Source organism: Arcobacter sp. CECT 8985, from assembly GCF_004116495.1.
Taxonomy (GTDB): domain Bacteria; phylum Campylobacterota; class Campylobacteria; order Campylobacterales; family Arcobacteraceae; genus Malaciobacter.
On record NZ_PDKC01000012.1, the window covers coordinates 17,637 to 40,828 of the forward strand.

The window sequence follows — 23,192 nt, forward strand, 5'->3', positions numbered from 1 at the left end:
CTAATATAGGATAAATAATAATTACAATACAATTTTACAAAAACAAAAGTGAAATAATATGAGAATAGCTTTTATTGGTGATATTGTAGGAAGACCTGGTCGAAAGATAATTAAAGAGAATCTAAAAAGAATAATTGAAGATTACAGTATAGATTATGTTATTGCAAATGCAGAGAATGCATCCCATGGATTTGGACTTACAATTAAAAATTGTGATGAATTATTAAAAAGTGGCATAAATATAATTACAGGTGGTAATCACTCTTTTGATAAGAAAAAAGAGATGATAGCTTTACTTGAAACAAAACCTGTGTTAAGACCTGATAATTATCCTGAAGGTTTAGTTGGAAGTGGAGTTAAAATTGTTGATGTAAAAGGTGAAAAACTTGCAGTTATAAATTTAATGGGACAATTTTCTATGCCAACAGTTGAAAATCCTTTTAATTGGGCAAAAAAGCTTGTTTCTTCTTTGCATGAGCAGGGTATAAAAAATATTTTTATAGATTTTCACGGTGAAGCAACTAGTGAAAAAAGAGTTATTTTTATGATGTTAAAAAATCAAGTAAGTGCTATTTGTGGAACTCATACTCATGTAGGTACAGACGATTTACAAATTATGGATAATACAGCATATTTAACTGATATTGGATTAACAGGTTGCAGAGATAATGTAATTGGAATGGATAGTAAAGTTCCTATTGAAAAAGCAACTACTGGATTAGGTGGACATTTTCAAATACCAAATAGTTGTAAAAGTGTATTTCAATTAATGGTAATAGATATTGATGATGGAAAAGCTATTAATGCTTTTAAAATAAAGAAATTTTGTGATAAAAAAGAGTTGATAATAACAGATGCAATCATTAACTAATTCATATGAACTATTAAAATTCTTAAAAAATCAAGAGTTAATTTCAAAAGAACCAGAACTTTGGTGGCCAAGCGATGATGATTTTGAGATTTTAGTTGGAGCTATATTAACTCAAAATACAAAATGGATAAATGTTGAAAAATCACTTGAAAATTTAAAAAAACTAAATTATCTAACTTTAGAAAATTTAGCAATGAGTGATATTGTGTTATTAACAAATGCAATTGCACCAAGTGGTTTTAAAAATCAAAAATCAAAAAGATTAAAACAAATATGTAAAAATATAATAGAAGAGTTTTTTTCTTTTGATAATTTTAAACAAAATGTTACTTCTAATTGGTTATTGAGTCAAAAAGGAATAGGAGAAGAGACAAGAGATGCAATTTTGTGTTATTCTTGTCATAAAGAGTATATGGTTGTTGATAAATATACAGCAAGACTATTAAAAAGGTTTAATTATGAATTTGACTCATATGATGATATACAAACATGGCTAGTATATGGAATTAATGAAAATTACGATAAAATAAAAAAACTTTATGGTTATGAAATAACATTAAATGAAATTTATTGTAGGTTTCATGGCAAAATTGTCGAATTTATGAAACGAAATCCAAAGGATTAACTGATGATTATAATTCCACAAACAAAAGGTGGAGTAGGAAAATCTACTGTTGCAATGCAAGTTATTGCACCTTATCTTTATAAAAAACACGGTAAAAAAATAAGATATATTGAAATTGATGATGAAAATAATGATAGTAGGTCTTTTACTAGAACAGAAATAGTTGATAAACAAATGTTAGGTACTAATAAATTATCTAACTTAGACGAACTAATGTTAATGGATGATAACCATGAAATAATAGTTGATGTGGGTGGAAATAAAACATCATCTTTAGTTTTAGAAGAGATTAAAAAAGTAGGTTCATTTGGAAATGTAAAATGGATTATTCCTTTAGGTGATGGTGAGCTTGATGGGAAAAATGCTATTGCTACAATGAAAAAGATTAGAAAAATTGAAGAAAATCCAGAAAAAAACATGTTATTTGCTTTAAATAGAGCTATTTCTATGGAACCAGATTATATAGAAGAGCAGTTTATTAATTTTTTTGGACATAAATATTTAGAGAGCAATTCTGCACTACATGATTTTATAAAAAATCCAAAATATTTTCCTGTAAAAAATGATAAAATTATTACTATGAGTAGATATTTGGGAAGTACTGTTTGGGAAATGGCATATAATAATACTGATTTTGCAGCAAAAGCAATCCATGCAAAAGAGCTTGGGGATGTTGAAAGTGCAAGAAAGTATCTATTCTTTAGAAGAATTCAAACTGAAGCAAAAGATTATGTTTTAGGAACATTAAATAGAATTTTTCATGATCTAGATAGATGGATTGAAATTAAAAAATGAGTGAAATGAGCTTTAAACAAGCCAAAGAAATAGTTGAAAGGCTTGAATTTTCAGAACTTGCACTTCGAAAATCTTTTAAAGATATAAATACATCAACAAAAACATTAAAAGACTCTTCAGCTGTATTTGAAAAGTCTTTAGAAAAACAAAAACAAATTATATCTCAAATACCAAAAATGAATAAGAAAATAAGTTTCTTAAGATCATTAATTATGATTAATATTGGTTTTATTTTAGGATTATTTGTAGGAAAATTTTTATTATAATTTAGGAAAATTAATGGGTAAACAAGAAAAAATCGTATCAATGTTTAATGATATATCAGGAAAATATGATATTGCAAATAGAGTACTTAGTATGGGAATTGATAAAAGTTGGAGAAATAAAGCTTGTAAATTAGCATTTGATTTTTATGATCATAAAAGTGTAGAAAAAATTGTAGATGTTGCTTGTGGAACAGGTGATATGATTACTTTTTGGAAAAAGATTGCAAAAGATAATAATATAGAATTAAAAAATATTATTGGAGTTGATCCAAGTGTTGGAATGATGGATGTTGCAAAGAAAAAATTGCCAGAAGTAGAGTTTATTGAAGCAGGTGCAGCTAGTATGCCTTTAGATGATTCAAGTGCAGACATTATCTCTATTTCATATGGTATTAGAAATGTTGTTCAAAGACAAGAAGCTTTTCATGAGTTTGCAAGAGTTTTAAAACAAAATGGTTTAGTAGTTATTAGTGAGTTTACTAAAAATGAAAAAAATTCTCCAATTGATTATTTAACTGATTTTTATATTAATAAAATTTTACCAACTTTAGGTGGAATGATTACAAAAAATAAAGAAGCATATACATATCTTCCAAACTCAATTGATGAGTTTTTAACTACTGATAATTTATGTAAAGAGTTAAAAGAAGCTGGATTAGAGCCAATTTATACAAAAGCTTTTTCTATGAATATCTCAACTTTAATAATCGCAAGAAAAATCTAAATAAAAAAGGAGTTTTCTCCTTTTTAAAGAGGTCTTATGAACGCACCAATTACAGTTACAGCACTTAGTACACAGATAAAATCATTACTTGAAACAACTTTTATGAATATTTATGTAGAAGGTGAAATCTCAAATTTAACATACCATAGTTCTGGTCATATATATTTTTCTATTAAAGATAAAAATTCTACTATTTCTTGCGTTATGTTTAGAGGAAATACAAAATATTTAAAGTTTCAATTAGAAGTTGGGCTAAAAATAAATATTAGAGGAAGTCTTACTGTATATACTCCAAGAGGAAGTTATCAATTAATATGCAATAGAATTGAACCTTCGGGGCAAGGTGCTTTAGCTTTGGCATATGAACAATTAAAAGAGAAACTAAAAGCAAAAGGATATTTTGAACAATCTATAAAAAAAACTTTACCTAAATATCCTAAAAAAATAGCATTAGTTACTTCTCCTACAGGTGCAGCAATACAAGATATGCTAAAAGTTGCACATCATAGATGGAATTTAGTTGAGTTTATTTTAGTTCCAACTTTAGTTCAAGGTGAAACTGCAAAAGAAGATATTGTATCTTCTATTAATTATGCTGATAATTTAAATTGCGATATTATGATTGTAGGTAGAGGAGGGGGAAGTCTTGAAGATTTATGGGCTTTCAATGAAGAAATAGTTGCAGATGCAATTTATAATGCTAAGACACCTATAATATCTTCAGTTGGACATGAAGTTGATTTTTTGATTTCAGATTTTGTTGCAGATGTAAGGGCTGCAACACCCTCAAATGCAATAGAAATAGCACTACCTGATATGAATGAACATAGAATATATTTAGATACTTTACAACAAGATTTTGAAAATAGATTGAAAAATATTTTATATACAAAAGAACAAAATATTATACATTTGAAAAGAATGTATGAACAAAACTCAATAGAAACAAAGTTCAATCTAATTGCTTCTGAAATTAAGATGTTAAAACTTAGCTTTGAAAATAGATTTTCAAATATTTTAAATAATTGCCAAAACAGTGTCAATTTACTTAAGAATTCTTTTGAAATTAGTAATCCAAAAAATAGAGATAAAAAGGGATTTGTTCAAATCAGTAAAGATGATAAATTAATAGAGTTAAATAGTGTAAAAAGTGGTGATGCAATATCATTACAAACCCCAGAATATATTGCAACAGCCAAAATTGAGAGTATAGAAAAACAATAAAATATTAAGTTTATTATAGATAAAATATAAAAACTTCTTAAAAGGTGCTTTATGTTTTGTTCCTTAACAAAAAAAGACTCTGTTTTTAATTTTAGATTTTATGATATAATTATCTATAATGAAACATTTGTTTTTAATATAAAGCAAGCAATTCCTAAATTTAAACAATCAGTTTTAAAGATAAATTTTGTAGAATAATGTAAGTGTAAATAAAAGGAGAACCACCTTATGGAAAAGAAATTAAACAATGAAGACGATATAATTGATTATGTTAATACTAGTGAGTATATGACATTTGAACTTGGGGCAATGAAATATGCAATTGAATTACCAAAAATTAGGGAAATCTTGACTTATCCTGATATTATTACTCATTTGCCAAATACTGAAAATTGGGTAAAAGGTCTTATTAATTTAAGAGGTGAAGTTGTTCCAATCTTAGATGTAAGAATTAAATTTAATACTGGTGAACCAATTTATGATTCAAATACTGCAGTAATTGCAGTAATTACTCAAGATAAAAGAATGATTGGAATTGTTGTTGATAAAGTTGATGATGTTCAAAGATTAGATACATCTTCTTTGGCTCCAGTTTCTGATATGGGTTCTGCAATTCCTTCAAAATATCTAAAAGGTTTCGTAAGATTAGAAAATAATCAAATGCTTGTAGTTATGGATATTGAATCAGTTGTACATAAAGATGAATTAAAAGACTCTTAATGAATGCAAAAATTGAGGAACTTAAAAAGATTAAACTTCTTTTTGTTGAAGATGAGTATGACTTAATAAAGATAATAAGTGATACTTTAACTAAATTAGAAGCAAACTTTTTGACTGCTCAAAATGGTAAAGAAGCATTAGATTTAATAGATAAAAATGATGATATTGATATTGTCATAACAGATATTAATATGCCAATTATAAATGGCTTAGAAATGATAGAAAAAATAAGAGAGACTAATCCTACTTTGCCTATTATAATAATGACAGCACATACTGAAAGTGAATATAGACAAAAAGCAAAAATGTATGGAGTTGAAAATTATTTATTAAAACCTTTTGATTTTATTAAGTTTATTGATTTAATATATTCAATGAAATTAGGTAAAAATGACGATAAATAAAGAGAATTTAAAAAAACTTAATGCTTTATATGTAGAAGACGATGATAGTATAAGAAAAGAGTTATCAGGTATGTTATCTAATTTTTTTGGAAAAACATACACAGCTTGTGATGGTAAAGATGGATTAGAACAATATCTCAAAAATCAAAATGAAATAAATGTAATTATATCTGATATAAATATGCCATATTTAAATGGTACAGAAATGGTTAAAAAAATCAGAGAAGTAAATAAAACTGTGCCTGTAATTTTTACAACTGCATATTCAGATACACAATTTTTATCAGATGCAATAAAACTCAAAGTTTATGAATATATTATAAAACCAATTGATATTAGAGCTTTACTTGTAGTTTTAGATGAATTGGCAACTATTTTGTATCAAAATGAGTTAATTAATAATCAAAATTCTGAATTAGAAAAATATAAAGATGTAATTGATACAAATAATATAGTAATTAAAACAGATGAAAATTTAAAAATTGTATATGTAAATGAACTGTTTTGTCATACAACTGAATTTTCTAAAGATGAATTAATTGGCAAAGACTTAAAATATTTAAGACACAAAGATACTGATTCAAAAATTTATGATGATATATATGAATCAATAAATTTAAATAAGCCTTGGAAAGGTAGAATTAAAAATATTACAAAAGAGGGTGGTTCATATATATCTGACACTTATATAATTACAACTTTAAATGATAATCAAGAAGTAACAGGTACATTATGTGTACAAAATGATATAACAGAAGAGTTGAATAAAAAAAGAGAGATACAAAAAGCACTTATAAAAGATAAAGGTGATATTTTTATTAAAAGTAAAGAGGGAAGTGCAGAGCAAACAGTCACTATTAATAATCTTAAACATGATATAAAAGATTTAAAAAGTAAAATAAAAAGTTTGCAAACACAAAGAGATAAATCCTTATATAAAATTGAGAATTTATACAAAGAAAATAAACAATTAAAAAGTGAATTAAATTATCAAAAGAGTATTCAACAAAAAAATAAACTTGATAGTACTTACTCCCTAAAAGCAAGTAAAGAGAATGCAGATCTAAAAATAAAAGTAAAAAAATTAAATGTAAAACTTGAAGATACAATAGAACATTATGAAAAAAAATGTAGACAACTTGAAGTTAATTCTCAAATGGAAATTGAAGATTTAGAACAAGAGCTTCATGATATAAAAACAAAACTTGGAAAAATTGATAATGCTGAAATGATGAGTCAAAAAATTGAGTATTGGAAAGAAAAAGCAAAAGCAGAAGCAAAAAAAGTAGAAAGTTTAGAAAAAGAGATTATGCGAAGTGCAGATAGATCTCTTATTAATAAAATATTTTCACTAACTAAAAAATAGAGTAAATTAACTCTATTTTTTTATTTTAATACTAATTATTTTTTGATCAATTAAAGGTTTATTTCCTTTATATTGTCCAGAAGTAGGAACATCTTCAAGTTTTCTTACAACATCCATTCCTTTTTTTACATAACCAAAAATAGTATGTTTTCCATTAAGCCAATATGTTGGTGCAGTTGTTATAAAAAATTGACTTCCATTTGTATTTGGTCCTCTATTTGCCATTGCTAGAATACCTGGTTTGTCAAATACTGCATTTGGTGCAAATTCATCTTTAAATGGCTTTTTCCAAATTGATTCTCCACCTCTACCTGTACCAGTTGGATCTCCACCTTGAATCATAAAGTTTTTAATAATTCTATGGAAAATAGTTCCATTATAATATCCATTTTCTGCATGAGTAACAAAGTTTTCTACTGCCTTTGGAGCCAAATCTTTTCTTAGTTGAATTTGTATATCACCTTTTGATGTTTTTAAAATAGCAATTGGATTTGCTGCTTGTAACATCAGTACCATAGATGAAATAAGTATAAAAATTTTAAACATTAAAGCCCTTTATTTTTTTTTGAAAATAGTATAATATGAATGATTTTAATATAACATTAAAAAAGTAAATTTATAAAATTTTAATAATTGTTTGTTAAAATTAAATACTAAGTTATAAGGATAATTTATGGAAAATGCCTCTATGCCACAACCTACATTCTTTATGTTTAAATGTGAACAAAGTGCACCTCCTGGAATGCCAAAACCTGCATGTGTAAATGAACAGACTCAAGATTTATTTAATTATTTAGCGCAAAATTTGATGCAAAAAGGTATTATGGGACCAGTTCAAGCAGTAAGAACAGCCTGTCTTGGAAGGTGTCAATTTGGACCAGTAATGTTAGTTGAACCAGGGCATTATATGTATTGTCAGTTATCTAAGGAAAAAATAGATAAAATAATCGATAATCATATACTAGGCAAAGAGCCTGTAACTGAGTATTTAATGCCTGAGCAATATTGGTCTGAACCAATAAGTTTAGTAAAATAAAGGGTTAAAAAAATGACATTTGATATGTTATATAGCAAAATTCATAGAGCGACAGTTAGTGATGCTAACTTGAACTATGTAGGTTCAATTACAATTGATGAAGAACTTATGAGTGCAGCAAAATTAAGAGTTGGACAAAAAGTTGATATTGTAAACATCAACAATGGTGAAAGATTTGCTACTTATGTAATAAAAGGTAAAGCTGGCAGTAAAGATATGTGCTTAAATGGAGCTGCAGCTAGAAAAGTTGAAATTGGAGATAAAATTATTGTAATCTCTTATGCTTCATATAATGAAAAAGAATTGGAAAATTATAAACCAACAGTTGTTCTTGTAGATGAGAATAACAATGTTGAAACTATAACTAATGAATTAGTAGGAAGTGACTATGTTTGATGGAATGGATTTAAGTAAGTTAAACTTAAATGAGATGATGAACCAAGTTCAAGAACTGGCAGAAAAAGCAAAAGAAGAAAACTCTTCTAAAATGTTTACTGCAAAAGCAGGTGGAGGAATGGTTGAAATTTCTATTAATGGTAATAGTGAAGTAGTAGATTTAAAAATTGATGATTCTTTAATGGACGACAAAGATTCATTACAAATACTGTTAATCTCTTGTATGAACGATGTCTTAAAACAATCAGATGAAAATAAAAAGATGATGGCCATGAATATGATGGGTGGAATGGGCTCTTTTGGACAAAAATCATAATGATGGAACAATTAAGTAAGTTTGAAGACTATTTACTTAATAATCTTCCCTCTTCAAAAACTTTTCACCCACATTTTCAATCAGCACTTGAAGATATGTTAAAAGCAGGTGGCAAAAGATTTAGGCCAATGCTTTTACTATCTGTTGTTAATTCTAAAAATCCACTTTTAGTTGAGAATTCACTGCCTGTTGCATTAGGATTAGAGTATTTACATACTTATTCTTTGGTTCATGATGACTTACCTGCAATGGATGATGCTGATTTAAGAAGAGGTTTTCAAACATTACACAAAAAATATGATGAAGTTACAGCTATTTTAGTTGGAGATGCTTTAAATACACATAGTTTTAATCTTCTTGCTAATGCTGCTTTAAGTAATGATATTAAAATTGAATTAATTAAAGTTTTATCAAATGATGGTGGAATTGATGGAATGATTATTGGGCAAGCAATTGATTGTTATTTTGAGAATCAAAAATTAAAATTAGAACAATTGGAGTTTTTACATATTCATAAAACTGCAAAATTAATTGCTGCATCACTTAAAATGGGAGCAATTATTGCACAATATGATTTACAGCTTCAAGAAAAACTATATAATTTTGGTATTGATATAGGTTTACTATTTCAAATTCAAGATGATATTATTGATGAAACACAAAGTGAAGAAGAAGCTGGAAAAACTACTCATAATGATAATTTTAAAAATTCATTTATAAATCTACTTGGTTTAGAAGAATCAATAAATGCAGCAGATATGTTAGCAAACAAATGTGAAGATGAATTGAATACATTTAATACTCAATTAAAAGAGTCTTTATCTAAATTATTATTTAAATATTTACACAGACACAAGAAATAAATAAACTTTTAGTCAAATTAACTCAAACCACTTGACAAAAAAAGAAAAATTTTATAAAATTTAGCACTCAAAAAAATAGAGTGCTAATTTAATTTTTAAACTTGATAGGAGATACTATAATGAATTTTAAACCACTAGGTGAAAGAGTTCTTGTAAAAAGAACAGAAGTTGAAAACAAAACTGCAAGTGGAATTTATATTCCTGATAATGCAAAAGAGAAACCACAAACAGCTAAAGTATTAGCAATTGGTTCAAAAGTTGAAGATGTTAAAGTGGGTGATACTGTAGTATTCGAACAATTTAGAGGTACAGAGTTAAATTTAGAAGGTGAAGAATACTTAGTTTTAAATGTTGAAAATATTATTGGAGTTATGTAATATTGGCTAGTCCAATTACATTAACACACTTTTTAAATACAAAAAATAAAAGGAAAAATTGATGGCAAAAGAAGTAAGATTTAGTGATAATGCAAGAAATAAATTATTTTCTGGTGTAGAAAAATTAGCAGATGCTGTTAAAGTAACAATGGGACCAAGAGGAAGAAACGTTTTATTACAAAAATCTTTCGGTGCACCAAATATTACTAAAGATGGTGTATCTGTTGCAAGAGAAATTGAATTAGAAGACACATTAGAAAACATGGGTGCACAACTTGTAAAAGAAGTTGCTTCAAAAACTGCTGATGAAGCAGGTGATGGAACAACAACTGCTACTGTATTAGCATATTCAATTTTCAAAGAAGGTTTAAGAAATGTAACTGCTGGAGCTAATCCTATTACTTTAAAAAGAGGTATGGATAAAGCATCAGAAGCTGTATTGTCTGAATTAAAAAAATTATCAAAAGATGTTGCAAATAAAACTGAAATTGAACAAGTTGCAACAATTTCTGCAAACTCTGATAGTGCAATTGGTTCTATGATTGCTGAAGCTATGGATAAAGTAGGAAAAGATGGTGTTATTACTGTTGAAGAAGCAAAAGGTATATCTGATGAATTAGATGTTGTTGAAGGTATGCAATTTGATAGAGGATATTTATCTCCTTATTTCGTAACAAATTCTGAAAAAATGTTGGCAGAATTAGAAAATCCATATATTTTATTATATGATAAAAAAATCTCTAATTTAAAAGAGATGTTACCAATTTTAGAATCAGTAAATCAATCAGGAAGACCACTTTTAATTGTTGCAGAAGATGTAGATGGTGAAGCATTAGCTACATTAGTTGTTAATAGATTAAGAGGTTCTTTAAATATTGCTGCAGTTAAAGCTCCAGGATTTGGAGATAGAAGAAAAGCAATGTTAGAAGATATTGCTGTATTAACTGGTGGTACAGTTATTTCAGAAGAGATGGGAATGACTTTAGATGGTGCAACAATTGACTCTTTAGGTACTGCTGCTAGAGTTGTAATTGATAAAGATAATACTACAATTGTAAATGGTTCTGGAAGTGCAGAAGCTGTTGAAGCAAGAGTAGGTCAAATAAGAAATGAAATCAGTAACACTACAAGTGATTATGATAGAGAAAAATTACAAGAGAGACTTGCAAAACTTTCTGGTGGAGTTGCAGTAATTAAAGTTGGTGCTGCTACTGAAACAGAAATGAAAGAGAAAAAAGATAGAGTTGATGATGCATTAAGTGCAACAAGAGCTGCTGTTGAAGAAGGAATTGTAATTGGTGGTGGTGCTGCATTAATTAAAGCTGCTACTAAAGTTGCTTTAGAACTTGAAGGTGACGAGCAAATTGGTGCAGATATTGTACTAAGAGCTATTTCAGCACCATTAAAACAAATTGCTGCAAATGCAGGATTTGATGCAGGTGTTGTTGTAAATGAAGTTAAAAAAGCTGATGATAATCATGGATTTGATGCTTCAACTGGAAACTATGTTGATATGTTTGAAGCTGGAATTGTAGATCCATCAAAAGTTGAAAGAGTTGCAATGCAAAATGCAGTATCTGTAGCATCTTTACTTTTAACAACTGAAGCTACTGTGACAGACATAAAAGAAGATAGACCATCTGCACCAGCTATGCCAGACATGGGTGGAATGGGTGGAATGCCAGGTATGATGTAATCTAAAGATTACTTATAAAACAAAGGCACTTGCCTTTGTTTTACTTTTTTTATTTTAATTCTTCTCACTACTTTCTCTCTTAAATATTTTTGTGTAAATTTAACTAAATTAAAAAAAATGATAATAATTAAGTTTATTAAATATAAAAAAATCATTTTTTTTTGCTAAACTATAATAGATTTATTAAAAGGGAGAGTTTATTATGAGTATTAAAAATAAAATAATTGGTTCATTTACAATATTAATTGTTATTTTAGTTTTATCAAATATTTATGTTGCACATAATATTAATAAAATTAAAACTAATGTAACAAATTTAGTTCACAAAGATTTTAAAGGAATTGATTCATTACTTGAAGGTGATAGGGATTCTTACCAATCAAATATTGCTTTATCTCAGATAATAAACTATGGGCTTACTTTTTTACTTGAAGCTGATAGAGATTCATCTCAGTCAAAAGTGTATGTTTCAATGATGATTAATACGAATGAAAAAGAAAAAATCGAAAATTTTAAAAAAAGTGTAAAAAGCAATTTGAATCAAGTTAAAGAAAGATTTGATAAGTTTAGAGCTCTTCTTTTACCAGAAATGCAACATAAAAAAGATAGATTTGATAAGTTTTATAAGTTATATTCAAAGGTGAAGTCTGATACTTATAAATTATTATCTTATATTGATAAAAATGACTTTAGAGAATCTAAAATTTATTATTTTAATAATTACTTAAAAGATTATAATTCAATGCGTAATATCTTGGATGAATTAACTGAAAATACATATAAAATAATAGCAAAAAATCAAAAAAATAGTGATGAAGCTATTAACTCTTCTTTTAATACTTTTATTGTTGTATCACTATTTAGTATTCTAGTTGCAATATTTTTCTCTTTTTACTTAAGTAGAATAATTAAAACAAGAATAAATGATTTTAATTTAGGCTTACTAAACTTCTTCTCATACTTAAATAATGAGACTTCAAATGTTAAACTATTAAGTACAAAAGAAAAAGATGAGATTGCTAATTTATCAGATATTGTAAATCAAAATATTGAAAAAACTAAATCAATACTTGAAAAAGATGATGCATTAATAGAAGATGTTAAGCGTGTGGTTGAAGAGGTTAAAAATGGTAATTTAAATGAAAAAGTTAAATTATCGACTAATAATAAAGGTTTAGAAGAATTAAAAACAATCTTTAATGAAATGCTAACAGTTATATCAAAAACTATATCAAATGATTTAAATAAAATTAAATTTGCATTAGAAGAGTTCCAAAAATTAAATTTTACGCACAGAATAGAAAATGCAAGTGGTGGAACAGTTGAAGGTTTAAACGGACTTGCAAATATTATTAATGACATGTTGGTAAACAATAAAACAAATGGTATAACTTTACAAAATAGTGCAACAACATTACTTGAAAATGTAGATATATTAAGTAGATCATCAAATGAAGCAGCAGCAAGTTTAGAAGAAACAGCAGCAGCAATTGAAGAAATTACTTCAAATATTAAACATAATACTGAAAATGTTGTAAAAATGGCAAATAATGCAAATGAACTTAAATCTTCTGCAAATGAAGGAGAAGAACTAGCAACAAAAACTACAAAAGCAATGGATACTATAAATGAACAAACACAATCAATCGCAGAAGCAATTACTGTAATTGATAAAATTGCATTCCAAACAAATATTTTATCATTAAATGCAGCTGTAGAAGCAGCAACTGCAGGTGAAGCTGGTAAAGGATTTGCAGTTGTTGCACAAGAAGTAAGAAATCTTGCAAGTAGAAGTGCAGAAGCAGCTAAAGAGATTAAAGAGTTAGTTGAAACTGCAACATTAAAAGCTAATGATGGCAAAACAATATCTGATAAAATGATAGTAGGATACTCTAGTTTAAATAAAAATATATCTTTAACTTTAGATTTAATTAGTGATGTTGAAACAGCTAGTAAAGAGCAACAAACAGGAATTAGTCAAATAAATGATACTGTTAATATGTTGGATAGACAAACTCAACAAAATGCGTCAGTTGCAAATGAAACAAAAACTATTGCAAATGAAACATCTACTATTGCAAATGATATTGTAAAAGATGCAAATGAGAAAAACTTTATTGGAAAAGATGAAGTAGATAAAAATCTAAAAAAAAGTAACTCTTCTAATAATTTAACTAACAACTCTTTTGAAAGTACAAAAAAAGCTGATAGTGTAAAATCACAAAAAGTAGATATGAAACCTAAAACAGTAAAAGATACTACAAGTGATGATGAATGGGAGAGCTTTTAAAGCATAAAAAAAGGTGAAGATTTCAAACCTTCACCTTTTCTAATGGTAGAAATAAATAATTTTATTCCCCAAGTCTTTACTATTGACTTATGTTATTTTTAGTTTGTAACAGTGCTAAGATATTCTTTTAAATTATCTATTTAAAACTCCTATTTCTTCATACCTCCGTTACATTGGATAAAGTAAGTATAGCACTTTATTACCTTAAATGTAAATTAAATTATAAATATAAATTTAAAAAAAATATAATAAAAATAACTAAATTATGTAATAATTATTTATATTTTTTAAAGATTTATGATGAAGGTCGATATAGTAGTCATTTGAATTAGTTTTAATGGAATAAAAATCAACTGCATTTAGAGTAATTATTTTTTCTAAATTATCTAAATTTTTATATTTATCAAAATGAAAATGAGTTTTTATATATTTATCTTGATAATTATCAAAGTCATAAGTGTTCAAATTTTTATTTATATTAAAGTTTTTAACAATAGTTTCACCTCTTTGTTTAGTTGCTGGGCAAGTTTTATCTATATAAATTGAATTATCTAAATGAGGACTTAAAGGATAATTTTTACAAATTGATGGCCTTTGATCATATATTGTACATTTGAAATCTTTATTATATTGGCAAAGTGATTTTCCATTTGTTAAAAGTATTACAGGTTTTAAAAAACCTAATTCTCCTAATATAAATACTATTGGAAAGTTTTTATATACTTCTTCAAAATCTTCTAAAATTATTTGTGCAAATAAAGAACCTTCTCTTCCATCACAACATAAAGCTTCACAAGAATCGCAAGAACTAAAATAGTATGTTTTATTTTCAACTTTTTCAAATGTTTTCATACAAAGTTTTTATCATAATTTATTTTATTTTTTTATAAATTAACTGTGCTAAAATAAACAAAAATCAGGAAATACAATGAAAAAGAAATTAATTAAGATTATAAAAGATGCCTCAAAGATATTAGTAGAAGGCTATCATGATAATAAACAAATTAAATTTAAAGCAAAAAAAGATTTAGTAACAAATTATGATGTTGCTGTAGAAAATTATCTAAAAGAACAGTTTTTAAAACATTTTAAAAATTTTAATGTAATTGCAGAAGAGTCAGACAATAAAAATTTGGAATTTAATAACTCAATTATTGTTGATCCAATTGATGGAACTACTAATTTTGTAAATAAAGTTCCTCATACTGCAATTTCAGTTGGTGTATATAAAAATAAAAAACCATATATTGGTATAGTTTATAATCCTATTTTAGATGAATTATATTATGCAAAAGTTAAAAAAGGAGCTTTTTTAAATGGTAAAAAAATTTCAATATCCAAAGAGAATAATTTTCAAAAGTCATTGATTTCAACTGGATTTCCTTATTCAAATGGAAGTTGTGAAGATGACTTAAATATGGTTTTAAAACAGATGAAAAATGTCTTACCTAATTGTCAAGATATAAGAAGACTAGGTTCTGCAGCACTTGATTTATGTTATGTGGCAAGAGGAACTTATGAAGGATATTATGAAATGAATTTGAAAGCTTGGGATGTAAGCGCAGGAATAATAATTTTAAAAGAAGCAGGTGGAAAAGTATCAAATGAAAAAGGCAAAAAATATACTCTTTTCAAAGATAAATATATTGTTGCTACAAATAAAAAAATACATAAGAAATTATTGCAGCATTTAAAATAAGCCCTAAAAGCAGTTTTTTAACAAAATTACAATATAATATCAGCTTCAATTTAAAAAATAAGGTCAATAATTAATGTGTGGAATAGTAGGTTATCTTGGAAATAAAAACACAACAAAGATTTTGCTTGAAGGTTTAAAAGAACTTGAATATAGAGGTTATGATTCTGCTGGTTTAGCATTATTAAATGGTGAAGATATTGAAGTATATAAAGCCTTAGGAAAATTAGAAAACTTAAGAGAAAAAACTAAAAATATTTTAAATAATAGTTTTGAATTAGGTATTGGGCATACAAGATGGGCAACACATGGTAAACCTACAGAACTTAATGCACATCCACATTCTGGGCAATACTCATATATTGTTCATAATGGAATTATTGAAAATTATAAAGAGATAAAAGATTCTTTATTATTACAAGGTCATAAATTTATCTCTCAAACAGATACAGAAGTAATCGTTCACTTATTTGAAAATATTAATAATAAAATTAATGATCCAAAACAAGCTTTTAAAGATACAATATCAAAACTAAAAGGTGCTTTTTCAATCCTTTTAGTTACAAAAGCAGATCCAAATAAAATATACTTTTTTAAAAATGGAAGTCCTTTAATTGTAGCAAAAGGTAATGAAAAACAGGAGTTTTTATTTGCTTCTTCTGATGCACCTTTAATTGGATTAGCACAAAATGCAATTTACTTGGAAGATGGAGTAGGTGGTGTTGTTAGTAAAGAAGAACTAGAAATATTTAGTGACAATTATATTTGGAGTATATTACCAACTTCAAAACAGTTTGCTCAAAAAAATGGACATAGATTTTTTATGGAAAAAGAGATTTATGAGCAAGGTGATGTTGTTAGTGATTGTATGCTTGGAAGAGTTAAAGATAATGAAATTAATTTTGATGAAATAGATAGTTCTATTTTAGATGGAATTAATGAAATTAAAATTTGTGCATGTGGTACAAGTTATCATGCAAGTATGGCATCTGCTTATTTATTTGAAAGATTAAGCAAAATAAGATGTAATGTAGAAATAGCAAGTGAATTTAGATATAAAGAACCACTTTTAACTAATGATACTTTATTTATTGTTGTATCTCAAAGTGGAGAAACAGCTGATACACTTGAAGCTTTAAAAATGGCAAAAAATGCAGGACTTAAAACTTTAGTTGTATGTAATGTAAATAACTCTTCAATGACAAGAGTTGCTAATAATACAATTTTGACAAGAGCTGGAATAGAAAAAGGTGTTGCATCAACAAAAGCTTTTTCTACACAAACAGTTGTATTGTGGATGCTTTCTTTATATTTTGCAAAAATAAAAAGTAGTTTATCAAAAGAGCTACTACAAAAAGAAATACAAGCATTAAGCCAAGTTCCAAAAGTATTAGTTGTAAATAATAAGTTACATGAAAAAACAAGAAGGTTATCAAAAAGATATCTTCATGGACATGGTTTTTTCTTTATAGGAAGAGATGTATTTTATCCACTTGCACTAGAAGGTGCTTTAAAACTTAAAGAGATTTCATATTTACATGCAGAAGGTTATCCTTCTGGTGAGATGAAACATGGACCAATTGCTTTAGCAGACCCTGAATTGTTTACTATTGCATTGATGCCAAAAAATTCTCTTTATGAAAAAGTTAAATCGAATGTTGAAGAATTAAGTGCTAGAGATAGTACTATTTGCTCAATTTCACCACTTCACTTTGAGTTAAGTGATGATTTTATAAAAACTAATGATAGAGATCATTATATGTTAGAATTTTTTGAGATGTTAGTTGTTTTACAACTTTTATCTATGGAGATTTCTATTAGATTAGGAAATGATGTTGATATGCCAAGAAATTTGGCTAAATCTGTAACAGTAGAGTAAAATTCAACAATTTGCTGTGATATTTGTTATTTTTTATACAGCAATAACATAATTAAAAATAATGGAAAACAAAAATGGAAAACCTAAAAGGAAAACAAAGATGGAAAACAAAAAAGAGTATTTATTTACTTCAGAAGTAGTAAGCCCTGGACATCCAGATAAATGTGCAGATATAATTGCTGATACTATTGTTGATAAATTAATAATGGAAGATAAAAATAGTAGAGTTGCTTCTGAGGTATTTGTTGCTGGAAAAAATGTTGTAATTGGTGGAGAAGTGAAATCTACTTACAACTTATCAAATGATGAATATGAAGAGTTAGTAAAAATTGCCCTTGCAAAAATTGGTTATGATGGTAAATCATCATTTACAAAAGAGCAATGCTTACACCCTGATGATGTAAATGTACAAGTTTTATTAAATCAACAAAGTCCTGATATTTCTCAAGGTGTTGATCAAGAAACTGGCGATATTGGAGCGGGAGATCAAGGAATTATGTTTGGTTTTGCTTCAACTGAAACAACTGATTTAATGCCAGCAGCAATTACTTATGCAAGAATGTTATGTGATAAAGTGTATAATTATGCGTTAAACCATAAACAAAAACTTGGTGTAGATATAAAAACTCAAGTTACTGTTGATTATGGAACAAAAGAAAATTTTGAAAATTGTAAACCACAAAAAATTCATACAATAGTTGTAAGTGCTCCTTCTGTAGAGGGAATGTCAATAGAAGAAGTAAGAACACTTATTCAAGGTCTAATTGATGATACAGGTTTACCAACAAGTGTATATGATAAAGACAATACAATTATTCATATAAATCCAACTGGAAGATATGTATCACACTCTTCACTTCATGATAGTGGATTAACTGGAAGAAAGTTAATTGTTGATTCTTTTGGTGGATATGCGCCTATTGGTGGTGGAGCACAAAGTTCAAAAGATTATACAAAAGTTGATAGAAGTGGACTTTATGCAGGAAGATGGATTGCAAAACAAATTGTTGGAGCAGGACTTGCTAAAAAAGCTGTTGTTCAACTTTCTTATGCAATTGGTGTAGCTAGACCAACTTCTATATCAGTTGATACAATGGGAACATATACAAGTGTTAATGATGACGAATTATCTCAATTTGTAATGGATAATTATCCATTAACTCCAAGATGGATTACTGAAAAATTTGGACTTGATAAACCTTCTGCTGAAACATTTCTTTATGCAGATGTTGCAAGTAGAGGACAAGTTGGACAAAGTGATTACCCTTGGGAAAAACTTGATGAAATAGAAAAATTTAAAAGAATAAAACAATAAATTTTAAGTATAGATATAAAGGATTATAAATGGATTTGAAAAACTTATTTAGCAAAATATCATTCGACAGAAAAAAAGAGCAACCTACAAAAAAAGATGCTCCTTCGCACTGGATAAAATGTCCAGAGTGCCATGCATTAATGTTTTTTAAAGAGGTAGAAAATCAAGAAAATATTTGCCCAAAATGTAATTTTCATATGAGAATTGGAGCAAAAAGAAGATTAGAAATTTTAGCGGACGAAGACTCTTTTGTTGAATATGATGCTGATTTAAGACCAGTAGATCCATTAAATTTTGTTGATAAAAAATCTTATAAAAAAAGATTAGAAGAAGCAAAAACTAAAACTGGTAGAACTTCATCTATTGTTAGTGGTGAATGTACTATTAACTCACAACCTGTTCAAATAGTAGTATTTGATTTTGCATTTATGGGTGGAAGTTTAGGTTCTGTTGAAGGTGAAAAAATAGTAAGAGCTGTAAATAGAGCAATTGATAAAAAACAAGGTCTTATTATTATTTCTGCTTCAGGTGGAGCTAGAATGCAAGAATCAACTTTTGCATTGATGCAAATGGCAAAAACATCTGCTGCATTAAAAAAACTTGATGCATTTAAATTACCATATATCTCAATATTAACTGATCCTACAATGGGTGGTGTATCTGCATCATTTGCATTTTTAGGTGATATAATTATGGCAGAACCAGGTGCATTAATTGGATTTGCAGGACAAAGAGTTATTAAACAAACAATTGGTGCAGATTTACCTGAAGGTTTCCAAAGAGCTGAATTTTTACTTGAAAAAGGTTTAATTGATATGGTTGTTAATAGAGCAAATATGAAAAAAACATTAAGTGATCTATTAATAATGTTTTACAAAGATTCAGACCAAGCTTGCTAATGAATAAAACTAGATTAGAGGGTCTTTTAAATATAAATTTAAAAGACTCTTTTAATAATTTATATGTATTATGCGATTATGAAACTCTTCTTAAAAAATCAATCTCTTTAGAAAAATTTGTCTATTTATGTAAAAAAAAAGATGTAAAGCTTATTCAATATAGAGATAAAATAAATTCCAATTCTATTCAAATAGAAAATTTAAAATATTTAAAACAAAATTTAAATATTCCAATTATTATAAATGATAGAATTGAACTTATTTCATATGTAGATGGATTGCATCTAGGACAAGAGGATTTTTATAATATTCATAAAGATTTAAATATTGCAGTAAAATTAATTAGAACAAAAATTAAAAATAAACTTTTGGGACTTTCTACTCATAATGAAGTAGAAATTTTGCAAGCAAATGAATTAGATTTAGATATGATTGGATTAGGAGCATATAAAGCTACAAAAACTAAAGTTGTTCCAAATTTATTAGGTGAAAAAATTTCTTATTTAGCAAAAATTTCAAAACATCCTGTTTGTGCAATTGGTGGAGTTAAAATTGATGATAAAATTAAAAATGTACAATTTAATGTAGTAGGAAGTGCTTTTTATGAAAATTAATGTTTATGCAATTATGAAACCTTCAAATGACGAATTTGATAAATTGACAAAAGAGTTTGTTAAAATGAGCTCAAAATATGCTAAAGTTGAAGTTCATTATATTTTTAATAAAAAAATATCAAAAGCACAAACAATAAATGAAAATGATGCAAAAAAATCATATAGTGAAGTTTATGAACCATTAGTTAAAAATTCTAGTTTAAATATAGCTCTTGATGTATTAGGAAAAAAAGTCGATAGTTACAAGTTTGCAAATTTTTTCAGTGAAAATTCTGAAATTAACTTTTTTATTGGCGGTGCGTTTGGTTTTGAAAGGCAGTTTTTAACTAAATGTGATAAAATAATAAGTCTAAGTGAATTAACAATGGCTCATAAGGTTGCACATTTAGTTTTGATGGAACAAATTTTTAGAGGGTTATGTATTAAAAATAATCATCCTTATCATAAGTAATTTATAAAAATTTCTGTATAATACGCAAATTTTTATAAAGGGATGAGAGTGGCAAATACAAAACAAATAGAGGAGCTAAGGCAAACTCTAGAGGCTAGAAAAGAACTTATTGTAAAAAACATTGAAGGTAGTAGAGATAGTATAAATTCAATGAAAGATGTAGAGTGTAATGATGATTACGATTATGCGGAGATTTCAAGTGATAGTTTTAAAGAGGGAATTATCGCAAATCAACAACTAAATGAGTTAAAAGAGATAGAAGATGCCTTAAAGAGAATAGAAAAAGGCACTTACGGTATTTGCGAAATGTGTGATGAGGCAATTGCAATTGGAAGGCTAAGAGCAAAACCTTTTGCAAAATTTTGTACACCTTGTAGAGAAATATATGAGGTAGAGCGACAATAAAGGAAAAGTTGTGGGACTTAAGAAATATATAGTATTTTCAATTTTATTAATAGTTTTAGTTTTTGGATATGTTTTTAGCATAGAGCCAGGTGAGTATAAAGTAACTATTTTAGATGTTTCTTTATCATTGCCAATTGCAATTTGGATTATAATGCCATTGCTAATACTTTTTATTGGAAGTGTTGCTCATATGATGTTCTATGGTTTTAAAAGTTATTTGAAATATAGAGCTATAGCAAGAGATGAAGAAACTATAAGTGAAAGTATCAAAGCTTATTTATTACAAAAAGCTGATAAATCAACTTATAAAACAAAATCATTTAAAAATATTACTAATATTCTTTCTCAAATTAATTTTGAAGTTAAAGATGCACCTTTTACAACTTCAAATGAAGAGATAAATAAAACTGTATCTTTAATTAAAGAGATTAATGCAGGGAAGTATATTCAAGATAAGTCACTTAAACTTGAGCCTAGTTCTAAATTAGCTCATCAAAACTTATTAAATAAAGTAAATGCTGAGGTTGATTTTTGTGTTGAAATCCTTAAAAAGCCTATGAACTATAGTTCAGATGTTGTAAAACAAGCTTTTTTAAATGTAGTTGAAGAAAAAAGTATGACTACAGTTAGAAAACTTTATGAGAATGTAACATTAGACAAAGAGATGGGAGAGAAACTTTTTATTAAATGTTCTAAAAATCCAGAGTTTACTCTTCCTAATGAAGAGATCATAAAAATTACAAAAAATCTTGAATATGATAAAAATGACTTTTTACAACTTGCTAAAATATTAAAAGAGTCTTATCAACCAGATGAAATTATATCTTTATTTGAAGAGTTATCTAAACAGATTGATTGTAGTACAGAAGCGTATGTGTATATATTATTTGAATATGAAATGATAGATACAATTAGAGAGGTTCTTTCTTCACATCCAGATGCAGATTTAATGGCTTTTAGAGCATTAATTGATCTTAAAGATGCAGGGAAACAATACTCTTTAGAAAGTCTTTGTTATAGAAGTTAAATGAAAAAAAAATTAGATTTTAGCCAACCCTTAATGGTGTTGGCTCCATTAGCAGGATACACAGACTTACCTTTTAGAACTGTGGTTAAGAAGTTTGGTGCAGATTTAACAATTTCAGAGATGATATCTTCAAATGCACTAGTATATAAATCAGAAAAAACTTTGAAAATGATTGAAAAATCTCCTAGTGAAGATCCATATTTTGTACAAATTGCAGGTAATAAACCAGAATTAGTAAGAGATGCTGTTTTGTTACTAAATGATATTGAGGGAATTGATGGTATTGACTTAAATTGTGGATGTCCTGCTCCTAAGGTATTTAATCATGGTTCTGGTTCTAATCTTTTAGGTGATTTAAATAAACTAGAAGAGATATTATCAACTGTAAAAAAATATTCTAAAAAACAATATACAAGTGCAAAAGTAAGACTTGGCGTAAATGAAAAAATACCAGTAGAAATTGGTAAAGTTGTTGAATCTTGTGGGGTTGATTTTGTATCTGTACATGGTAGAACAAGAGCTGGAAAATATAAAGCTCCTGTTGATTATGATGCAATTAAAGCCATGAAAGAAGCAGTTTCAATTCCAGTAATTGCAAATGGAGATATAAAAGATTTTGCAAAAGCAAAAGAAGTCCTTGAATACACAAAAGCAAATGGTGTTATGATTGGTAGAGGTGCAATTGGAAAACCTTGGGTATTTTATCAATTAAAACATGGTATTGAAGATATTTCAGAAGAAAAGAAAAAAGAGATTATACTTGAACATTATGATGCAGTAATTAAATTTCATGGTGAACATGGCGCTATAATGTTTAGAAAACTACTACACTCTTACTCAAAAGGTTATCAAGGTGCAAATGAGTTTAGAGATGTAATTAATCGTATTTCAGATATTAAAATTATGAGAGATATGATAGAAAACTTTTTTTAATGAA

General features: G+C 27.1%; 28 protein-coding genes. 26 read left to right on the top strand and 2 right to left on the bottom strand.

Annotated elements, in window-relative coordinates; translation table 11 throughout:
- The first annotated feature begins 58 nt into the window (after positions 1–58).
- From CRU93_RS06860 to CRU93_RS06900, 10 genes are read left to right on the top strand one after another with little or no spacing between them, the layout of a single operon-like run.
- Positions 59–871, top strand: a complete 813-nt coding sequence (locus CRU93_RS06860) for a TIGR00282 family metallophosphoesterase (RefSeq protein ID WP_129103449.1) — start codon at positions 59–61, stop codon at positions 869–871.
- Positions 855–1,496: a 3-methyladenine DNA glycosylase gene (locus tag CRU93_RS06865; protein WP_129103450.1), complete on the top strand. Its 642-nt coding sequence runs from the start codon at positions 855–857 to the stop codon at positions 1,494–1,496. Before CRU93_RS06860 ends, CRU93_RS06865 begins: the two co-directional genes overlap by 17 nt.
- Before the next feature lie 3 nt (positions 1,497–1,499).
- The gene (locus tag CRU93_RS06870) at positions 1,500–2,291 is read left to right on the top strand and encodes a hypothetical protein (protein WP_129103451.1); all 792 of its coding nucleotides are present in this window, start codon (positions 1,500–1,502) and stop codon (positions 2,289–2,291) included.
- On the top strand, positions 2,288–2,557 hold the full coding sequence (locus CRU93_RS06875; RefSeq protein ID WP_129103452.1) for a hypothetical protein: 270 nt from the start codon (positions 2,288–2,290) through the stop codon (positions 2,555–2,557). The genes CRU93_RS06870 and CRU93_RS06875 overlap by 4 nt, the downstream gene beginning before the upstream one ends.
- Positions 2,558–2,570: 13 nt before the next feature.
- On the top strand, positions 2,571–3,281 hold the full coding sequence (gene ubiE / locus CRU93_RS06880) for a bifunctional demethylmenaquinone methyltransferase/2-methoxy-6-polyprenyl-1,4-benzoquinol methylase UbiE (protein WP_129103453.1): 711 nt from the start codon (positions 2,571–2,573) through the stop codon (positions 3,279–3,281).
- A 36-nt stretch (positions 3,282–3,317) separates the two neighbouring features.
- Positions 3,318–4,505: an exodeoxyribonuclease VII large subunit gene (gene xseA, locus CRU93_RS06885; RefSeq protein WP_129103454.1), complete on the top strand. Its 1,188-nt coding sequence runs from the start codon at positions 3,318–3,320 to the stop codon at positions 4,503–4,505.
- Between the two features lie 51 nt (positions 4,506–4,556).
- Positions 4,557–4,703, top strand: coding sequence for a hypothetical protein (locus CRU93_RS14145; protein WP_164967642.1), 147 nt, complete (start codon positions 4,557–4,559; stop codon positions 4,701–4,703).
- A 30-nt stretch (positions 4,704–4,733) separates the two neighbouring features.
- Positions 4,734–5,225, top strand: a complete 492-nt coding sequence (locus CRU93_RS06890; protein WP_129103455.1) for a chemotaxis protein CheW — start codon at positions 4,734–4,736, stop codon at positions 5,223–5,225.
- On the top strand, positions 5,225–5,629 hold the full coding sequence (locus CRU93_RS06895) for a response regulator (RefSeq protein ID WP_129103456.1): 405 nt from the start codon (positions 5,225–5,227) through the stop codon (positions 5,627–5,629). Before CRU93_RS06890 ends, CRU93_RS06895 begins: the two co-directional genes overlap by 1 nt.
- Positions 5,616–6,995 (top strand): response regulator, encoded by a 1,380-nt coding sequence (locus CRU93_RS06900; protein ID WP_129103457.1) that lies wholly within the window; start codon positions 5,616–5,618, stop codon positions 6,993–6,995. The genes CRU93_RS06895 and CRU93_RS06900 overlap by 14 nt, the downstream gene beginning before the upstream one ends.
- A 12-nt stretch (positions 6,996–7,007) precedes the next feature.
- On the opposite strand, the gene CRU93_RS06905 is transcribed toward CRU93_RS06900, so the two are convergent.
- Positions 7,008–7,541, bottom strand: coding sequence for a peptidylprolyl isomerase (locus tag CRU93_RS06905; RefSeq protein WP_129103458.1), 534 nt, complete (start codon positions 7,539–7,541; stop codon positions 7,008–7,010).
- Between the two features lie 127 nt (positions 7,542–7,668).
- Here CRU93_RS06905 and CRU93_RS06910 point away from each other — a divergent pair, with 127 nt between their 5' ends.
- From CRU93_RS06910 to CRU93_RS06940, 7 genes are all read left to right on the top strand, one after another.
- Positions 7,669–8,031: a ferredoxin gene (locus CRU93_RS06910; RefSeq protein WP_129103459.1), complete on the top strand. Its 363-nt coding sequence runs from the start codon at positions 7,669–7,671 to the stop codon at positions 8,029–8,031.
- A gap of 12 nt (positions 8,032–8,043) precedes the next feature.
- A complete protein-coding gene (gene panD, locus CRU93_RS06915) occupies positions 8,044–8,427 on the top strand; it encodes an aspartate 1-decarboxylase (RefSeq protein ID WP_129103460.1) in 384 nt (127 codons plus the stop codon).
- Positions 8,420–8,743, top strand: coding sequence for a YbaB/EbfC family nucleoid-associated protein (locus tag CRU93_RS06920; protein ID WP_129103461.1), 324 nt, complete (start codon positions 8,420–8,422; stop codon positions 8,741–8,743). Before panD ends, CRU93_RS06920 begins: the two co-directional genes overlap by 8 nt.
- Positions 8,743–9,606, top strand: coding sequence for a polyprenyl synthetase family protein (locus CRU93_RS06925; RefSeq protein ID WP_129103462.1), 864 nt, complete (start codon positions 8,743–8,745; stop codon positions 9,604–9,606). Before CRU93_RS06920 ends, CRU93_RS06925 begins: the two co-directional genes overlap by 1 nt.
- A 119-nt stretch (positions 9,607–9,725) precedes the next feature.
- Positions 9,726–9,983, top strand: coding sequence for a co-chaperone GroES (gene groES / locus CRU93_RS06930; RefSeq protein WP_129103463.1), 258 nt, complete (start codon positions 9,726–9,728; stop codon positions 9,981–9,983).
- A 61-nt stretch (positions 9,984–10,044) separates the two neighbouring features.
- Positions 10,045–11,679, top strand: a complete 1,635-nt coding sequence (gene groL / locus CRU93_RS06935) for a chaperonin GroEL (RefSeq protein WP_129103464.1) — start codon at positions 10,045–10,047, stop codon at positions 11,677–11,679.
- Between the two features lie 202 nt (positions 11,680–11,881).
- Positions 11,882–13,969, top strand: coding sequence for a methyl-accepting chemotaxis protein (locus CRU93_RS06940; RefSeq protein ID WP_129103465.1), 2,088 nt, complete (start codon positions 11,882–11,884; stop codon positions 13,967–13,969).
- Positions 13,970–14,227: 258 nt separating this feature from the next.
- On the opposite strand, the gene CRU93_RS06945 is transcribed toward CRU93_RS06940, so the two are convergent.
- The gene (locus CRU93_RS06945) at positions 14,228–14,821 is read right to left on the bottom strand and encodes a YkgJ family cysteine cluster protein (RefSeq protein WP_129103466.1); all 594 of its coding nucleotides are present in this window, start codon (positions 14,819–14,821) and stop codon (positions 14,228–14,230) included.
- A 76-nt stretch (positions 14,822–14,897) separates the two neighbouring features.
- On the opposite strand from CRU93_RS06945, the gene CRU93_RS06950 reads away from it, so the two are divergent.
- From CRU93_RS06950 to CRU93_RS06990, 9 genes are all read left to right on the top strand, one after another.
- A complete protein-coding gene (locus tag CRU93_RS06950) occupies positions 14,898–15,668 on the top strand; it encodes an inositol monophosphatase family protein (RefSeq protein ID WP_129103467.1) in 771 nt (256 codons plus the stop codon).
- A 73-nt stretch (positions 15,669–15,741) separates the two neighbouring features.
- Positions 15,742–17,544 (top strand): glutamine--fructose-6-phosphate transaminase (isomerizing), encoded by a 1,803-nt coding sequence (gene glmS / locus CRU93_RS06955; RefSeq protein ID WP_129103468.1) that lies wholly within the window; start codon positions 15,742–15,744, stop codon positions 17,542–17,544.
- Between the two features lie 100 nt (positions 17,545–17,644).
- Complete coding sequence (gene metK, locus CRU93_RS06960) at positions 17,645–18,859, top strand: methionine adenosyltransferase (protein ID WP_258238856.1); 1,215 nt, start codon at positions 17,645–17,647, stop codon at positions 18,857–18,859.
- A 29-nt stretch (positions 18,860–18,888) separates the two neighbouring features.
- Entirely contained in the window at positions 18,889–19,758 is an 870-nt protein-coding gene (gene accD / locus CRU93_RS06965; RefSeq protein ID WP_129103470.1) for an acetyl-CoA carboxylase, carboxyltransferase subunit beta, read from the top strand.
- Entirely contained in the window at positions 19,758–20,372 is a 615-nt protein-coding gene (locus CRU93_RS06970) for a thiamine phosphate synthase (protein WP_129103471.1), read from the top strand. Before accD ends, CRU93_RS06970 begins: the two co-directional genes overlap by 1 nt.
- A complete protein-coding gene (locus CRU93_RS06975; RefSeq protein ID WP_129103472.1) occupies positions 20,362–20,823 on the top strand; it encodes a 23S rRNA (pseudouridine(1915)-N(3))-methyltransferase RlmH in 462 nt (153 codons plus the stop codon). Before CRU93_RS06970 ends, CRU93_RS06975 begins: the two co-directional genes overlap by 11 nt.
- 42 nt (positions 20,824–20,865) lie before the next feature.
- Positions 20,866–21,228, top strand: coding sequence for an RNA polymerase-binding protein DksA (gene dksA, locus CRU93_RS06980; RefSeq protein WP_258238857.1), 363 nt, complete (start codon positions 20,866–20,868; stop codon positions 21,226–21,228).
- Positions 21,229–21,238: 10 nt separating this feature from the next.
- On the top strand, positions 21,239–22,255 hold the full coding sequence (locus tag CRU93_RS06985) for a hypothetical protein (RefSeq protein ID WP_129103473.1): 1,017 nt from the start codon (positions 21,239–21,241) through the stop codon (positions 22,253–22,255).
- Complete coding sequence (locus CRU93_RS06990; protein WP_129103474.1) at positions 22,256–23,188, top strand: tRNA-dihydrouridine synthase; 933 nt, start codon at positions 22,256–22,258, stop codon at positions 23,186–23,188.
- Positions 23,189–23,192: the final 4 nt, after the last annotated feature.

Coding starts and splice junctions, on each gene's coding strand:
- CRU93_RS06970 (WP_129103471.1), top strand. CDS start 19,758: ATGAATAAAACTAGATTAGAGGGTCTTTTAAATATAAATTTAAAAGAC.
- CRU93_RS06865 (WP_129103450.1), top strand. CDS start 855: ATGCAATCATTAACTAATTCATATGAACTATTAAAATTCTTAAAAAAT.
- groES (WP_129103463.1), top strand. CDS start 9,726: ATGAATTTTAAACCACTAGGTGAAAGAGTTCTTGTAAAAAGAACAGAA.
- CRU93_RS14145 (WP_164967642.1), top strand. CDS start 4,557: ATGTTTTGTTCCTTAACAAAAAAAGACTCTGTTTTTAATTTTAGATTT.
- dksA (WP_258238857.1), top strand. CDS start 20,866: ATGAGAGTGGCAAATACAAAACAAATAGAGGAGCTAAGGCAAACTCTA.
- metK (WP_258238856.1), top strand. CDS start 17,645: ATGGAAAACAAAAAAGAGTATTTATTTACTTCAGAAGTAGTAAGCCCT.
- accD (WP_129103470.1), top strand. CDS start 18,889: ATGGATTTGAAAAACTTATTTAGCAAAATATCATTCGACAGAAAAAAA.
- CRU93_RS06860 (WP_129103449.1), top strand. CDS start 59: ATGAGAATAGCTTTTATTGGTGATATTGTAGGAAGACCTGGTCGAAAG.
- CRU93_RS06905 (WP_129103458.1), bottom strand. CDS start 7,541: ATGTTTAAAATTTTTATACTTATTTCATCTATGGTACTGATGTTACAA.
- panD (WP_129103460.1), top strand. CDS start 8,044: ATGACATTTGATATGTTATATAGCAAAATTCATAGAGCGACAGTTAGT.
- glmS (WP_129103468.1), top strand. CDS start 15,742: ATGTGTGGAATAGTAGGTTATCTTGGAAATAAAAACACAACAAAGATT.
- CRU93_RS06945 (WP_129103466.1), bottom strand. CDS start 14,821: ATGAAAACATTTGAAAAAGTTGAAAATAAAACATACTATTTTAGTTCT.
- CRU93_RS06940 (WP_129103465.1), top strand. CDS start 11,882: ATGAGTATTAAAAATAAAATAATTGGTTCATTTACAATATTAATTGTT.
- ubiE (WP_129103453.1), top strand. CDS start 2,571: ATGGGTAAACAAGAAAAAATCGTATCAATGTTTAATGATATATCAGGA.
- xseA (WP_129103454.1), top strand. CDS start 3,318: ATGAACGCACCAATTACAGTTACAGCACTTAGTACACAGATAAAATCA.
- CRU93_RS06975 (WP_129103472.1), top strand. CDS start 20,362: ATGAAAATTAATGTTTATGCAATTATGAAACCTTCAAATGACGAATTT.
- CRU93_RS06990 (WP_129103474.1), top strand. CDS start 22,256: ATGAAAAAAAAATTAGATTTTAGCCAACCCTTAATGGTGTTGGCTCCA.
- CRU93_RS06910 (WP_129103459.1), top strand. CDS start 7,669: ATGGAAAATGCCTCTATGCCACAACCTACATTCTTTATGTTTAAATGT.
- CRU93_RS06920 (WP_129103461.1), top strand. CDS start 8,420: ATGTTTGATGGAATGGATTTAAGTAAGTTAAACTTAAATGAGATGATG.
- CRU93_RS06875 (WP_129103452.1), top strand. CDS start 2,288: ATGAGTGAAATGAGCTTTAAACAAGCCAAAGAAATAGTTGAAAGGCTT.
- CRU93_RS06890 (WP_129103455.1), top strand. CDS start 4,734: ATGGAAAAGAAATTAAACAATGAAGACGATATAATTGATTATGTTAAT.
- CRU93_RS06900 (WP_129103457.1), top strand. CDS start 5,616: ATGACGATAAATAAAGAGAATTTAAAAAAACTTAATGCTTTATATGTA.
- CRU93_RS06870 (WP_129103451.1), top strand. CDS start 1,500: ATGATTATAATTCCACAAACAAAAGGTGGAGTAGGAAAATCTACTGTT.
- CRU93_RS06895 (WP_129103456.1), top strand. CDS start 5,225: ATGAATGCAAAAATTGAGGAACTTAAAAAGATTAAACTTCTTTTTGTT.
- CRU93_RS06950 (WP_129103467.1), top strand. CDS start 14,898: ATGAAAAAGAAATTAATTAAGATTATAAAAGATGCCTCAAAGATATTA.
- groL (WP_129103464.1), top strand. CDS start 10,045: ATGGCAAAAGAAGTAAGATTTAGTGATAATGCAAGAAATAAATTATTT.
- CRU93_RS06925 (WP_129103462.1), top strand. CDS start 8,743: ATGATGGAACAATTAAGTAAGTTTGAAGACTATTTACTTAATAATCTT.